Consider the following 12,989-nt stretch of genomic DNA (forward strand, 5'->3'; position numbering starts at 1 on the left):
CACCCCTTCTCGGTTCGGAAAACAGACCCAGAATCCCTCAGGAGAACATCATTCTGCAAGCATCAGTTCGCCGGCCGCGACGATGACCGCGGGACCGGTCAGGTAGCTGGTGCGCTCATCCAGCGTGACGCCGAGCGTGCCGCCCGGCACCTCGACGGTCCAGGTGCCCGTCGTCTCCCCGCACAGGGCGGCGGCGGCCACGGCCGTCGCGACGGCGCCGGTGCCGCACGAGCGCGTCTCGCCCGATCCCCGCTCGAAGACGCGCATGACCGCCCTCGCGGGACCGACCGCGTTGAACAGCTCGATGTTGACGCCGGCCGGGAAGACCCCCGGGTCGAAACCCGGCTGGTGGGTGAGGTCGAGCTGGGTGACCGGGTCGCCGATGGCGCACGCCAGGTGCGGGTTGCCCATGTCGACGTGCAGACCTTCGTACTCCTGGCCGCCGACGGCGGTGAGGCTGCGGCCGTGCACGACCGGCTTGCCCATGTCGACGGTCACGTCACCCGAGACGTCGAGCCGCACCCGGCGCAGGCCGCCCCTGGTCGCCACGGCGAACTCGCCCGGCTCGGCCAGCCCCGCCTCGACGAGGTAGCGCGCGAAGACGCGCGTGCCGTTGCCGCACATCTCGGCCATGCCGCCGTCGGAGTTGCGGTAGTCCATGAACCACTCGGCCTCGCCGGCCAGCTCGGACACCTCCGGGCTGAGCTTGGTGCGCACGACGCGCAGCACGCCGTCGGCGCCGACGCCGGCCCTCCTGTCGCAGATCCGGGCGACCAGCGAGGCGGACAGGTCCAGCTCGCCGTCGGGGTCGGGAAGGATGACGAAGTCGTTCTCGGTGCCGTGGCCCTTCAGAAACCGCATCGTCCCATGCTATCCACCCTGCGCGCCCATGATTGCGGCAAGGGATCGGTCGAGCAGGTCAGGGGCGTCGTACGGCAGCCAGCGCACCCGCGGATCGCGGCGGAACCACGACTCCTGGCGGCGGGCGAAGCGCCGGGTGGCCCTGACCGTCTCCTCGAACGCCCGCTCCTCCGTCCACTCCCCCTCCAGGAACCGCAGCACCTGGGCGTACCCCAGGGCTCGGGACGCGGTGCGGCCCTCGGCCAGCCCCCGCCCGAGCAGCGACCGCACCTCCGCCACCAGCCCGGCGGCCCACATCCGCTCGACCCGTACGGCGATCCGCTCGTCGAGGTGGGGCCGCGGCACCTCCAGCCCGATCTGGACGCTCGGATAGACGGCGTCGTACGACGGCATCGTCGCCGAGAACGGCCGCCCCGACAGCTCGATGACCTCCAGGGCGCGCACGATGCGCCGGCCGTTGCTGGGCAGGATCGCCTCGGCGGCGGCCGGGTCACGCTCCAGCAGCCGTGCGTACAAGGGGGCGGGGCCGGTCTCGGCCAGCTCGGCCTCCAGCCGCGCCCTGATGGCGGGGTCGGTGCCCGGGAACTCCAGGTCGTCGATGGCCGCCCGGACGTACAGCCCGCTCCCGCCGACCAGCACGGGCACGTCGACGGCGTCGAGCAGCGGCCTGACCAGCTTCTGGTACTCGGCCACGCTGGCCGTGACCGTCACGTCCCAGATGTCGAGCAGGTGGTGGGGCACCCCCCGCCGCTCGGCGAGGGTCAGCTTGGCCGTGCCGATGTCCATGCCCCGGTAGAGCTGCATGGAATCGGCGTTGACGCACTCGCCCCCCAGGCGGAGGGCGAGGTCCACGGCGAGGTCGGACTTTCCGGCCGCGGTGGGCCCCACGACGGCGATGACTGGCTGGCGCACACCGACAAGTGTGTCAACACTCCGGGCATGGTCGTACGGTGGTCGCGCCCGGGCGCCGGACGGAGGCCGCCCGCGTCGGCACCCCCGCCGGCCGGCCGCCGGTGGTCACAGCCGATAGTCACAACCGGTGGTCACAGGTCGAGGAGCGTCGGCTGCAGATAGCCCTCGTGGGTGAGCAGCCGGCGCTTGGTCTCCACGCCCTCGCCGCCGCTGAAGCCGCCCAGGCCGTTGCCGGCCACGACGCGGTGACAGGGCACCACGATCGGGATGGGGTTGGAGGCCATGATGGAGCCGATCCCGCGCGCCGGGACGGCCGAACCGCTGCGGGCGGCCAGCTCGCCGTAGGTGACGGCCGTGCCGTAGGGAACCCGGTGCAGGGCCTGGAGCACCTGGCGGCGGGTTCCCGAGGTGAGCCGCCAGTCGATCGGCGTCTCGAACACCCTCAGCCGGCCCGCGAAATAGCCGGTGAGCTCGGCGACGGCGAAGGCCGTACGATCCGGGTCATGAACCTCTGCCAGGTCGAGGCGCCCGCTCAGCCGCTCCCGGCTCCCCCACCCGGAGGCCACCAGCCCCTCCTCGGTGACGGCCAGCACGAACGGTCCCACCGGCGTGGGCACCTCGGCGAACGCGACCGTGGTCATCGTGTCCTCTCGTGAGCTCGTGGTGCTCGGCACCGCCAGCGCGGTCCCTACCCGTCACCGTAACCACAACGGCTACCTCCTGCGCTGGGACGGTCAGGGATTCCTGTTCGACCCGGGCGAGGGCACGCAGCGGCAGATGGCGCACGCCGGGGTCAGCGCCAACGACGTGCACTGGCTGTGCGTGACGCACTTCCACGGCGACCACTGCCTCGGGGTGCCGGGCGTCGTGCAGCGCATCGCCCGTGACCGGGTGCGCCATCCGGTCAGGGCGGTCTTCCCCGCCTCCGGCCAGGCCTACTGGCGCAGGCTGCGGCACGCGGCGGTCTTCGCCGACACCGACGTCATCTCCGAGCATCCGCTCAGCGGCGAGGCGGCCGAGGTGGGGGCGCTGACCGCCCGCCGCCTGTCGCACCCGGTCGAGTCGTACGGCTACCGCGTCCAGGAGCCGACCGGCCGGCGGATGCTGCCCGAGCGCCTGGCCGTCCACGGCATCCGCGGCCCGGAGATCGGCGAGCTGCAGCGCACCGGCTCGGTGCGGGGCGTGCGCCTGGAGGACTGCAGCGTGCCACGACCGGGCCAGAGCGCCGCCCTCGTCATGGACACCCGCCTGTGCGACGCCGTCTTCGAGCTGGCCGCGGGCGTCGATCTACTGGTCATCGAGGCCACGTTCCTGTCGGGGGAGGCGGCGCTGGCCAAGGAGTACGGCCATCTGACGGCGGCCGAGGCCGGGCAGGTCGCGGCGGAGGCGGGAGCACGCCGGCTGGTGCTCACCCACTTCTCCGAACGCTACGGCTTCGCCGACGAGCCCGCCTTCCTGGAGGACGTACGGCGTCACTACGACGGCGAGGTCTTCCTGGCCCGCGACTTCATGACCGTCCCCGTCCCCAGGCGCGCGACGAGCTGACCGCGGCCTCCCGGACCGCCGGCGGGAAGGAGATTTCTGGTTGTGGAGGAAACTCTCCGTCGCGGCGGACCGTCCTATCTGGTGATCAGCCCGTCGGGGTGAGGCGCGCGTACCGACGTCGTAGAGGGGAGGCGCCATGGACGGGGCTCTCCACGCAGCCGCCATCGCGTTGTTCGTGTTCGTCTCGGCCGCCGTGGTCTGGATCCGGGCGCCGCTGGCCCGGGCCCGCTCGCGCGCCGTCCTCATCGGGCCGCCGCAGCTGGAGCTCTACGAGGCGGCCTACCTGGCCGGCGGGCCGCGCCGGGTGATCAATACCGCGCTGGCGTCGCTGGTCGCCCAGGACGGCCTGCGCGTGTCCAGCGAGGGGACCGTCACGCCGGTGCACGGGTTCCGGCCCGCCAAGCGCGCACCCGTGGAGCGCGTGGTGCACCGGCACGTCGCGAGCACGCCGGGAGGCTCGGCCACGGCCGAGGTCCGGCACGCCGTCGCAGGTCACGAGGTGCTCCGCCGGCTCGCGATCACGCTGTCGAGGCGGGGGCTGCTGGTGCCACCTCCGATCCGGGCCCGGGCGCACCGCCGGTCGCGCTGGCTGCTCGGCCTCGCCGCCCTGGCGACGGCCGTGGCCGTCGCGTGCGCGTTCCCCGCCCTGCGCGCGGGGGCAGCGGCGATCGCGGTGCTCGCCGCCGTCGCCGGCGTGGCCTGCTTCTTCTGGGTACGGCGACTCATCGCCGATCCGCTGACCAGGGCCGGCCAGGCGGCGCTGGACACCGTCGACGTGCACGCCCTGAAGGCGGGAGCGTCGGGCGACAGGTGGCGGGGCTCCGACGATCTCGGGCTGTTGGCGGTGCGCGGGCTGACCGAACTGCCCGACCGCCGCCTGGCCGACGCCCTGGCCCGCGACAACCGTGCCCGGCGTGCGGGCTCCACCACCTGCTGCGCCCCCGGCCACTGCGCCGCCTACAGCCCGCCAGGCTCCTCCGGCACGTGGCACGACGGCGACCCGGGTGGAGGATGGGGCGACCCGGGCGGCTCCGACGTCGGCGGGAGCGTGTCGACCGTGGACGTCGGCGGTTCCAGCTGCGGGAGCGGCGGGTGCGGCGGAGGCGGCACGTGACACCCCGCCCGGATCGGCTGGGCGTCGGCATCGGCTGGCGACCGGAGCTCGACCTGACCGTCGAACGGCTCGGGGTGGACTTCGTGGAGGTCATCGCGGAGACCATCCGTCCCTCGGCCCTCCCCGCCTCGCTCCAGGCGCTCCGCGTCGCGGGGACGCCGGTGATCCCGCACGGCGTGACGCTCGGCGTCGGCGGTGCCGAGCCGCCCGATCCGGAGCGCCTGGCCCACCTCGCGGCGTGCGCGGACGCCCTCGAAGCCCCGCTGGTCAGCGAGCACCTGGCATTCGTCAGGGCCGGGGATCTGGACGCGGGCCACCTGCTGCCGGTCCCGCGGACGCGCGAGGCCCTGTCGGTGATCACGAGGAACGTCCGTCAGGCGCAGGAGGCCCTGCCCGTGCCTCTCGCCCTGGAGAACGTGGCGGCGGTGTTCGGCTGGCCGGAGGACGAGATGACCGAGGCGGAGTTCCTCGGCGAACTGGTCGAGCGGACGGGGGCCGCGCTGCTCGTCGACGTGGCCAACCTCTACACCAACCAGGTCAACCTGGGCCTGGACGCGCGGGCCGCCCTCGACGAGCTTCCCCTGGACAGGCTGGCCTACGTCCACGTCGCCGGCGGGTACGCGCACGACGGCGTCTGGCACGACACCCACACCACCCCCGTGCCCCCTGACGTGCTGGACCTGCTCGGCGAGCTGTGCGCCCGCGCGCGGCCCCCGGGGGTGCTGCTGGAGTGGGATGCGGACTACCCGAGCGACGCCGTGCTCGCCGACGAGCTCGGCCGGGTCAGGAAGGCGATGTCCGGTGCCTGACCGCCGGGCGCCGGATGACCCGGCGGACGACACGCCCGCCGTGGAGGAACGACGGGAGCGCCTCGCGCGTGCCCAGCACGACCTGCTCGCGGCCCTCGTCGCGGCGGGACCGCGCCCGGACGGCTTCGATGAGGAACGGTTGCGCGTCCAGGCTGCGGGGCTGATCGCCAAACGGCGCGGCCTCGTGGCCCGGTCGGCTCCCGACCTGGTGGCCCGGCTCGGTCCCCGCTTCACCACGCTCTTCGCCGAGTACGCCGGGGGGCGGCCCAGGCCACCCGGCGGCTCGCGGGCCGACGCGCTGGCCTTCGCCGCGTGGCTCGGCCTGCCGCCGGCCCCCGAGGCGCCGCGGCCGGGCCTCCTGGGGCGGCTGCTGCGCCGCCGGACCAGATGACGTGGTCCGCCTACCGGTACGGGTCGAGGCCCTCGGCGACCAGCTGGATCAGGGTCCGGGCGTGCTCGTGGACGGCCTGGTGCAGGCCGTGACCGAAGCTCACCCGGGCCACGCCCAGCTCGGCCAGCCTTGCGACCGACGGGACGCCGGGCCTGAACAGGATGTTCACCGGCGCCGCCACCTCGGCCACCAGGCGTTCGATCTCCTTCTCGTCGCCGAGCCCGATGGGGTAGACGCAGTCGGCGCCCGCGTCGAGATAGCGGCGGGCCCGGTCCACGGCGGCCGAACGGGTGCCGTGGCCCGCGATGTAGGTGTCGATCCGCGCGTTGATCACCAGACCGGGGCCCGCTTCGGCGCGGACCGCCGCCAGGAAGCGGGCCTGTTCCACGGCGTCCACCAGCTCGCCGGTACGCGGGTCGGAGTCCTCCAGGTTGCAGCCCACGGCGCCCGCCTCGCGCAACCGGCCCGCCAGCTCGGCCGGGTCCAGCCCGTATCCGCGCTCCACGTCGGCCGTTACCGGCACGTCGACGCGTCTGGCGATGCGGGAGATCGCGGCCATCATCTCGGCGACGGGGGTCGCCTCGCCGTCGTCGTACCCGAGGACGCGGGCGACCGCCGCGCTCCCCGTGGCCACGACCGGGAACCCGGCCGCCACCACGGCGACGGCCGAGGCGGCGTCCCAGACGTTCGGCAGGATCACGGGGGTGCCCGGCACGTGCAGCGCGCGCAGGCGGGCGGCTCTGTCAGTCGTCATGCCGACGACCCTAGGGAGGAAGTGGCCCGGCTCACAGATCCAGTCGGACCCTGAACCGCTGAGCCACTTCCGGGCGCCGCGCGGTCAGCAGCCGCTCTTGGCGCACTGCCCGGCGACCTCGCCGGCCGGGCCGTCGGCGGCGCCGTCGCCGGAGTCCTCGCCGGTGTCCTCGGCGGGGGATGCGCTGGGCTTGCTCACGTTCGTGTTCCTGGACTCGGACGTGCTCTTGCTGTCGGTGCCGGCCGCACCGGTGCGCGAGCCGGTGCCGTCGTCGTCCACGCCGCCGGGGTCGCCTCGGGGCGTGTCGACGTCGGACGCGGTGTCGTCCGGCCCGCCCTCGGCGGGGGTGTCGCCGCCGGGCTCCTCGGTCACGGCGTCGCCCATGGTGGCGTCGCCGTCGTCGCCCAGGTCCTCCCCCGGCCCTTCGGCCGTGCCGGGGCTCTGGCCCTGCTGGATCGCCGGGCCCGGCTGGACGGGGTCGGCGCCCGCGAGCGAGAAGCCGATGCCTCCGGCCGCGAGCACGCCCACGAGCGCCGTCGCGGCGATGAGGACGGTCTTCTTGCTTGCCTGCTTCCTCGTGCGGCGGGCGCGGGACTCGTCGCCCGGCCCGGTGAGGATCTCCTGGCGATCCGGCTCGGTCGGATCATGCATGGTGTGACAGCTCCCTGCGGTCGTATCGGGAAAGCTCGCCGGCTTCCGCGGGTGATGGACCACACTAGCCGCAGCAGCGGAATGCTCGCCCACCCATCACAAAGGAATCACGACTTGTCCCCCCATATGCGCATTCATCCAGGTCGCCGGGACCGCCTGGCTCCCGTGGCGGGCGTGACCGGCGTTCTCGTGATCGCCGGGGCCGGGGTCTTCCTGGCGTTCACCGGGACGTCGAGGCCGGAGCGGGAGCAGGCCCCGGCATCCGGTCAGGTGACCCGGTTCCCCGGAGGGCCGGGGGTGCCGACGGCACCGGGCGGCTCGGCGGCACCGGCCGGCGAGCCGTCCCCCGGGCCGGCCGGGGAGCCGTCCGGAGGCCTGTCCGCGGGGGCGTCCGGTGAACCGTTCGACGGGCAGGCCGGACGGCACTCCGGCTGGCGGCGGCGCGTAACCCCGCCGCGTACCGCCGGCGGTGCGGACACCGGACGGCGCGCCGGTGGGCTCGTGAAGGGCCGGGAGTCCCGCCCGGACGCCACGGGGCTGCCGGCGCTCCGGCTGGAGGACGTACGGCCGCAGCCGACGGTCCCGCGTCCCGCGGACAGCGGCTCACGGCCTACGGGCACCGGCCGGGGACACCCGGACGCCGCCCGTGGGCCCGCGGGCACCGGCCCGGGCCCCGGGAGCACGGCCACCGGCACGGCCGAAAGGGCACGGCGTGGCGACCCCGCGCGGCGAAGCGGCTCCGAGCGGTCCACGGGCAGCCGCCCGTCGCTGACGCCCCCTCCCGGCAACGTCGTGTCGGACGGCCATGCGGACGCCCCCGGCCCGCCTGCCCACGTCGGCGCGAACCCGTGCGCCACCTTCCACGACCTGCGCCGGCGCTACTGCGAACAGCTTCTGGGCAGATGACCGGCCGGCACCGATACGCGAGCGGGTGACCGGCCCGCCTGGATCGGCCCACGTGGATCGGCCCACGTGGATCGGCCCACGTGGATCGGCCCACGTGGATCGGCCCACGTGGATCGGCCCACGTGGATCGGCGGGCCGGCGGGTGCGTCAGGCCGGGCAGCCGTCCGCCGCCGGAGCGGGGACGGGGGCCGGGCGGCCGACAGCCGGCATGCCCAGCAGCACGCCCTTGCCGGACGACGGAGCGCCCTGCCGCGCCTCCCAGGCGTCGCCCGCACGGGTGCGGCGCAGCCCGAGCAGCGACCCGTCCGCCACCAGGTGGTGCGGCGCCGCGTACGTGACCTCGACCGTCACCATGTCGCCGGGCCGCGGCCGCTCGTCGCCCACCGCGAAGTGCACGAGCCGGTTGTCCGGGGCGCGGCCCGACAGGCGCCGGGTGGCGTCGTCCTTGCGCCCCTCACCCTCGGCGACGAGCACCTCCAGCGTGCGGCCGACCTGCTTCTTGTTCTCCGCCCAGGAGATCTCCTCCTGCAGCGCGACCAGGCGCTCGTAGCGCTCCTGGACGACCTCCTTGGGCACCTGGTCGTCCATGGTGGCCGCGGGCGTGCCCGGGCGGATGGAGTACTGGAAGGTGAAGGCGTTGGCGAACCGGCTCTGCCGGACCACGTCGAGCGTGGCCTGGAAGTCCTCCTCGGTCTCGCCGGGGAAGCCGACGATGATGTCGGTCGAGATGGCCGCGTCGGGCATGGCGGCGCGGACCCGCTCGATGATCCCGAGGTAGCGCTCGGCCCGGTAGGAGCGGCGCATCGCCTTCAGGACCCGGTCGGAGCCCGACTGCAGCGGCATGTGCAACTGGTGCATGACGTTGGGCGTCTCGGCCATGGCGGCGATCACGTCGTCGGTGAAGGCCGCCGGGTGCGGCGAGGTGAACCGCACCCGCTCCAGCCCCTCGACCGAGCCGCAGGCGCGCAGCAGCTTGCCGAACGCCAGCCGGTCGCCGAACTCCACCCCGTAGGTGTTGACGTTCTGGCCGAGCAGCGTGACCTCGAGGACGCCCTGCTCGACCAGGGTGCGCACCTCGGCCAGCACGTCGCCGGGTCTGCGGTCCTTCTCCTTGCCGCGCAGCGACGGCACGATGCAGAAGGTGCAGGTGTTGTTGCAGCCGACGGAGATGGCCACCCACGCGGCGTAGGCGGACTCCCGCTTGGTGGGCAGGGTGGAGGGGAAGACCTCCAGCGACTCCTTGAGCTCGACCTGGGCCTCGCCCTGCACCCGGGCGCGCTCCAGCAGCACCGGCAGCGCGCCGATGTTGTGGGTGCCGAACACGACGTCCACCCACGGCGCCCGGCGGACGATCTCGCCCTGGTCCTTCTGCGCCAGGCAGCCGCCCACGGCGATCTGCATGCGCGGGTTGCCCGCCTTGGCGGGACGCAGGTGGCCGAGGTTGCCGTAGAGGCGGTTGTCGGCGTTCTCCCGCACGGCGCACGTGTTGAACACGACCACGTCGGCGTTCTCGCCGTCGGCCGCGCGCACGTAACCGGCGTCCTCCAGCAGGCCGGACAGCCGCTCGGAGTCGTGCACGTTCATCTGGCACCCGTACGTGCGCACCTCGTACGTGCGGGGGCTCTCCTGGGTCACAGTCATCGCATGTTCCAGGGTAGTCGTTACCCGGCGCGGCTCGGCCTGACAAGAGCGAAACACCAGCTTGACGGCCGGATGTGATCGGATCGGTACCGCTCGGTTAGTGACCAGCGCCCTAACGCCCCCTAGGTTTTGACCCATGACGGACAACGGGGACGCCGCTCCGCTGGTGCAGCTGGAGCACGTCAACAAATACTTCGGGGCGCTGCACGTCCTGAAGGACATCAATCTGACCGTCTCCCGTGGCGAGGTGCTGGTCGTGATCGGCCCGTCGGGCGGCGGCAAGTCGACGCTGTGCCGGACGATCAACCGGCTGGAGACCATCGACGACGGCAGGATCGTCTTCGACGGTCAACCGTTGCCGGAGGAGGGCAAGGCGCTGGCGAAGCTCCGCTCCGAGGTCGGCATGGTGTTCCAGTCGTTCAACCTGTTCGCCCACAAGACGATCAGGGAGAACGTCACGCTGGGGCCGGTCAAGGTGCGCCGCCAGGGGCGTGACGCGGCCGACAAGCGCGCCATGGAGCTGCTGGAGCGGGTGGGGATCGCCGCGCAGGCGGACAAGTACCCCGCGCAGCTGTCAGGCGGTCAGCAGCAGCGTGTCGCGATCGCCAGGGCGCTGGCCATGGACCCGAAGATGATCCTGTTCGACGAGCCGACGTCGGCGCTGGACCCCGAGATGGTCCAGGAGGTGCTCGACGTGATGATCGGGCTCGCTCGTGACGGGATGACGATGATGGTGGTCACGCACGAGATGGGGTTCGCCAGGAGAGCCGCCAACCGGGTGGTGTTCATGGCGGACGGCCAGGTCATCGAGGAGAACACCCCCGACGAGTTCTTCACCAACGCCCAGACCGACCGGGCGAAGGATTTCCTTTCGAAGATCCTCACCCACTGAAGCCCGCAGGAAGATTGAGGTAAGCACCATGCAGATACGCCGAACGGGGGCCGTGTTCGCCATGGCGGCCATGGCGGCCGGTCTGGCCGCCTGTGGAGGCGGCGACAGCTACGCCAACACGCTGGAGAAGGTCAAGGGCGCCAAGGAGATCACTGTCGGCACCAAGTGGGACCAGCCCAGCATCGGTCTCAAGAAGGGCACCGCCGACCCCGAGGGCTTCGACGTCGACGTCGCCAAGTACGTCGTCAAGGAGCTCGCCGGTGGTCAGGACGTGAAGATCACCTGGAAGGAGGCGCCCTCGTCCAACCGTGAGGCGCTGCTCCAGAACGGCACCGTGGACATCATCTTCGCCACGTACTCCATCACCGAGGCGCGCAAGCCCAAGGTGACCTTCGGCGGGCCGTACATCATCGCCCACCAGGACACGATGGTGCGCGCCGACGCCACCGGCATCTCCAAGGCGACCGACCTGAAGGACAAGAGGATCTGCCAGGCGCAGGGCTCCAACTCCTACAAGCGGATCACCGACCCGCCGCCGGACGGCAAGCTGGGCCTGCCCGCCAAGCTGGTCGGCGCGAGCAACTACTCCGAGTGCGTGCAGAAGCTGAGCGGCGGCAACCTCGACGCCGTCACCACGGACAACCTGATCCTGGCCGGCTTCTCCGCGCAGGAGCCCGGCAAGTACAAGCTCCTCAACGACCCGTTCACCGACGAGAAGTACGGCGTGGGCCTGAAGAAGGGCGACAAGGCCACCTGCGAGGCGGTCAACACCGCCATCGCGAAGATGTGGCAGGACGGCACCGCCAAGCAGCTGCTCGAGAAGTGGTATGGCAAGACGGGGATGGAGTTCCCCACGTCCGCGCCACCGGCCGAGGGTTGCGCCTGATCCTCACGAGTGCGGCGGCCGGTGATCCGGCCGCCGCCGCCGTTCTCACTGGTGGAGCACAATGGACGAACTAATCCAGTACGGGCCGGAGCTGTTCTCCGGCTTCCTGAAGAACCTGCTGCTCTCGGTCCTCATCGGGTTCTTCTCGCTGGTCGTGGGCACGATCCTGGCGGCCATGCGGGTCTCCCCCACGCCGGTGCTGCGCGCGGCGGGCGCGACGTACGTGAACGTGCTGCGCAACACGCCGCTGACGCTGGTGCTGGCCTTCTGCTACCTGGGGCTCAGTGACACGCTCGGGCTGATCTTCTCGACCGAGGTGCCGCTGACCAACTCGTTCTGGCTGGCGGTGCTGGGCATGTCGGCCTACACCTCGGCGTTCGTGTGCGAGGCGCTGCGCTCGGGCGTCAACACGGTGCCGATGGGGCAGGCCGAGGCGGCGCGGGCGATCGGGCTGACGTTCTTCCAGTCGGTCCGGCTGATCATCTTCCCGCAGGCGTTCCGTGCGGTCATCGCGCCGCTCGGCAGCGTGCTGATCGCCATGATCAAGAACACCACGGTGGTGGCCGCCGCCGGCTACACCGTGGACGTGGCCGCCGTGATGAGGGAGACCTTCGACACCACGGGCGTGTCGATCCCGATCTTCATCGGAATCGTGCTCGCCTTCCTCGTGGTGGTGCTGCCGATCGGGTGGTACACGGGCTGGCTGTCGAGGAGATTGGCGGTGGCGCGATGAGCTCGGCGTCCGTACTGTTCGACGCGCCGGGCCGGCGCGGCCGGCTGCGCAACAACCTGCTCACCGCGGTGTCCGCGGTCGTGATGCTCGCGATCCTGGTCTGGGCGGTGCTCAAGCTCGACGAGAAGGGGCAGTTCGACTGGGCGATCTGGGAGCCGTTCCTCACCGCCGAGGTGTGGCAGGGCTACCTCGTCCCCGGCCTGCTGGGCACGCTCTACGCCGCCGTGCTCGGCGCGGTGTTCGCGCTGGTGTTCGGCGCGGTCTTCGGCATCGCGCGGCTGTCGGACCACCGGTGGATCAGGGTGCCGGCCGGGGTGATCGTGGAGCTGTTCCGGGCCATCCCGCTGCTGCTGCTGATCTTCTTCATCTGGTTCCTGGCGCCGAACGTGCTCGGCAGCGGCGACTACGCCCTGTTCGCGATCGTGCTGGCCCTGACGCTCTACAACGGCTCGGTGCTGGCCGAGGTGGTGCGGGCGGGCATCCTGTCGATCCCGAAGGGCCAGTCGGAGGCCGGGTACGCGATCGGCCTGCGCAAGGGCGGCGTGATGCGGCTCATCCTGCTGCCGCAGGGCCTCACCGCGATGATGCCGGCCGTGGTCAGCCAGCTCGTGGTGCTGCTCAAGGACACCGCTCTCGGTTACTTCATCGTGTACACCGACCTGCTCAACATGGGCTTCAAGACCCTGCCGTCGGCGTACCCGGGCACGAAGCTGACCGCGGCGGTCGTCATCGGCGTCATCTACATCGCGATGGCCATGGCGCTCAGCGCGTTCGCCACGTGGCTGGAGAAGCGCAGCCGCCGCAGCCGCAGGACGGCCGCCAGGCCGGTGGCGGTCTCCGCCGTCGAAGGGCCTGCGGGCGGCGCCTGACCTGACGGCCCGGCGTGGGGGGGGG

Annotated in this window: 15 protein-coding genes; 9 read left to right on the plus strand and 6 right to left on the minus strand. The window is 72.4% G+C overall.

Annotated features, from left to right (window positions below):
* Nucleotides 1-48: 48 nt before the first annotated feature.
* The 3 genes from dapF to CXR44_RS25755 form a co-directional block, all read right to left on the minus strand.
* A complete protein-coding gene (gene dapF, locus CXR44_RS25745) occupies nucleotides 49-861 on the minus strand; it encodes a diaminopimelate epimerase (RefSeq protein WP_101788704.1) in 813 nt (270 codons plus the stop codon).
* Nucleotides 862-870: 9 nt separating this feature from the next.
* Entirely contained in the window at nucleotides 871-1,773 is a 903-nt protein-coding gene (miaA, locus tag CXR44_RS25750; protein ID WP_101788705.1) for a tRNA (adenosine(37)-N6)-dimethylallyltransferase MiaA, read from the minus strand.
* A 131-nt stretch (nucleotides 1,774-1,904) separates the two neighbouring features.
* Nucleotides 1,905-2,414: a methylated-DNA--[protein]-cysteine S-methyltransferase gene (locus tag CXR44_RS25755; RefSeq protein WP_101788706.1), complete on the minus strand. Its 510-nt coding sequence runs from the start codon at nucleotides 2,412-2,414 to the stop codon at nucleotides 1,905-1,907.
* A gap of 1 nt (nucleotide 2,415) precedes the next feature.
* Between CXR44_RS25755 and CXR44_RS25760 the strand changes: the two genes are divergently transcribed.
* From CXR44_RS25760 to CXR44_RS25775, 4 genes are all read left to right on the plus strand, one after another.
* The gene (locus CXR44_RS25760) at nucleotides 2,416-3,318 is read left to right on the plus strand and encodes a ribonuclease Z (protein ID WP_101788707.1); all 903 of its coding nucleotides are present in this window, start codon (nucleotides 2,416-2,418) and stop codon (nucleotides 3,316-3,318) included.
* Nucleotides 3,319-3,454: 136 nt separating this feature from the next.
* On the plus strand, nucleotides 3,455-4,432 hold the full coding sequence (locus CXR44_RS25765) for a TIGR04222 domain-containing membrane protein (protein ID WP_101788708.1): 978 nt from the start codon (nucleotides 3,455-3,457) through the stop codon (nucleotides 4,430-4,432).
* The gene (locus tag CXR44_RS25770) at nucleotides 4,429-5,241 is read left to right on the plus strand and encodes an MbnB/TglH/ChrH family RiPP precursor modification enzyme (protein WP_245899408.1); all 813 of its coding nucleotides are present in this window, start codon (nucleotides 4,429-4,431) and stop codon (nucleotides 5,239-5,241) included. The genes CXR44_RS25765 and CXR44_RS25770 overlap by 4 nt, the downstream gene beginning before the upstream one ends.
* The gene (locus CXR44_RS25775) at nucleotides 5,234-5,632 is read left to right on the plus strand and encodes an SCO6045 C-terminal-like domain-containing protein (protein ID WP_219601991.1); all 399 of its coding nucleotides are present in this window, start codon (nucleotides 5,234-5,236) and stop codon (nucleotides 5,630-5,632) included. The genes CXR44_RS25770 and CXR44_RS25775 overlap by 8 nt, the downstream gene beginning before the upstream one ends.
* Before the next feature lie 10 nt (nucleotides 5,633-5,642).
* On the opposite strand, the gene CXR44_RS25780 is transcribed toward CXR44_RS25775, so the two are convergent.
* Entirely contained in the window at nucleotides 5,643-6,386 is a 744-nt protein-coding gene (locus tag CXR44_RS25780) for an isocitrate lyase/PEP mutase family protein (RefSeq protein WP_101788710.1), read from the minus strand.
* 84 nt (nucleotides 6,387-6,470) lie between these two features.
* Nucleotides 6,471-7,037 (minus strand): hypothetical protein, encoded by a 567-nt coding sequence (locus CXR44_RS25785; protein WP_101788711.1) that lies wholly within the window; start codon nucleotides 7,035-7,037, stop codon nucleotides 6,471-6,473.
* A 174-nt stretch (nucleotides 7,038-7,211) separates the two neighbouring features.
* Between CXR44_RS25785 and CXR44_RS25790 the strand changes: the two genes are divergently transcribed.
* Nucleotides 7,212-7,943: a hypothetical protein gene (locus CXR44_RS25790; RefSeq protein WP_144070083.1), complete on the plus strand. Its 732-nt coding sequence runs from the start codon at nucleotides 7,212-7,214 to the stop codon at nucleotides 7,941-7,943.
* 147 nt (nucleotides 7,944-8,090) lie between these two features.
* Here the strand turns inward: CXR44_RS25790 and miaB are convergent, their stop codons facing one another.
* A complete protein-coding gene (gene miaB, locus CXR44_RS25795; RefSeq protein ID WP_219601992.1) occupies nucleotides 8,091-9,584 on the minus strand; it encodes a tRNA (N6-isopentenyl adenosine(37)-C2)-methylthiotransferase MiaB in 1,494 nt (497 codons plus the stop codon).
* Between the two features lie 136 nt (nucleotides 9,585-9,720).
* Here miaB and CXR44_RS25800 point away from each other — a divergent pair, with 136 nt between their 5' ends.
* From CXR44_RS25800 to CXR44_RS25815, 4 genes are all read left to right on the plus strand, one after another.
* On the plus strand, nucleotides 9,721-10,476 hold the full coding sequence (locus tag CXR44_RS25800; protein WP_101788713.1) for an amino acid ABC transporter ATP-binding protein: 756 nt from the start codon (nucleotides 9,721-9,723) through the stop codon (nucleotides 10,474-10,476).
* 28 nt (nucleotides 10,477-10,504) lie between these two features.
* Entirely contained in the window at nucleotides 10,505-11,362 is an 858-nt protein-coding gene (locus CXR44_RS25805) for a glutamate ABC transporter substrate-binding protein (protein WP_101788714.1), read from the plus strand.
* A gap of 61 nt (nucleotides 11,363-11,423) precedes the next feature.
* Nucleotides 11,424-12,095, plus strand: a complete 672-nt coding sequence (locus CXR44_RS25810) for an amino acid ABC transporter permease (protein WP_101788715.1) — start codon at nucleotides 11,424-11,426, stop codon at nucleotides 12,093-12,095.
* Nucleotides 12,092-12,964 carry an amino acid ABC transporter permease gene (locus CXR44_RS25815; RefSeq protein WP_101788716.1) on the plus strand — a complete coding sequence of 291 codons (873 nt, stop codon included), beginning with the start codon at nucleotides 12,092-12,094 and terminating at the stop codon, nucleotides 12,962-12,964. Before CXR44_RS25810 ends, CXR44_RS25815 begins: the two co-directional genes overlap by 4 nt.
* Nucleotides 12,965-12,989 lie beyond the last annotated feature (25 nt).

It is taken from the genome of Nonomuraea indica (assembly GCF_002850745.1).
Taxonomy (GTDB): Bacteria; Actinomycetota; Actinomycetes; order Streptosporangiales; family Streptosporangiaceae; genus Nonomuraea; species Nonomuraea indica.

Excerpts from the sequence above, each read along its gene's own strand:
- dapF (WP_101788704.1), bottom strand. The coding sequence starts at position 861 with ATGCGGTTTCTGAAGGGCCACGGCACCGAGAACGACTTCGTCATCCTT.
- CXR44_RS25755 (WP_101788706.1), bottom strand. The coding sequence starts at position 2,414 with ATGACCACGGTCGCGTTCGCCGAGGTGCCCACGCCGGTGGGACCGTTC.
- CXR44_RS25785 (WP_101788711.1), bottom strand. The coding sequence starts at position 7,037 with ATGCATGATCCGACCGAGCCGGATCGCCAGGAGATCCTCACCGGGCCG.
- CXR44_RS25815 (WP_101788716.1), top strand. The coding sequence starts at position 12,092 with ATGAGCTCGGCGTCCGTACTGTTCGACGCGCCGGGCCGGCGCGGCCGG.
- CXR44_RS25805 (WP_101788714.1), top strand. The coding sequence starts at position 10,505 with ATGCAGATACGCCGAACGGGGGCCGTGTTCGCCATGGCGGCCATGGCG.
- CXR44_RS25765 (WP_101788708.1), top strand. The coding sequence starts at position 3,455 with ATGGACGGGGCTCTCCACGCAGCCGCCATCGCGTTGTTCGTGTTCGTC.
- CXR44_RS25800 (WP_101788713.1), top strand. The coding sequence starts at position 9,721 with ATGACGGACAACGGGGACGCCGCTCCGCTGGTGCAGCTGGAGCACGTC.
- CXR44_RS25780 (WP_101788710.1), bottom strand. The coding sequence starts at position 6,386 with ATGACGACTGACAGAGCCGCCCGCCTGCGCGCGCTGCACGTGCCGGGC.
- CXR44_RS25810 (WP_101788715.1), top strand. The coding sequence starts at position 11,424 with ATGGACGAACTAATCCAGTACGGGCCGGAGCTGTTCTCCGGCTTCCTG.
- miaB (WP_219601992.1), bottom strand. The coding sequence starts at position 9,584 with ATGACTGTGACCCAGGAGAGCCCCCGCACGTACGAGGTGCGCACGTAC.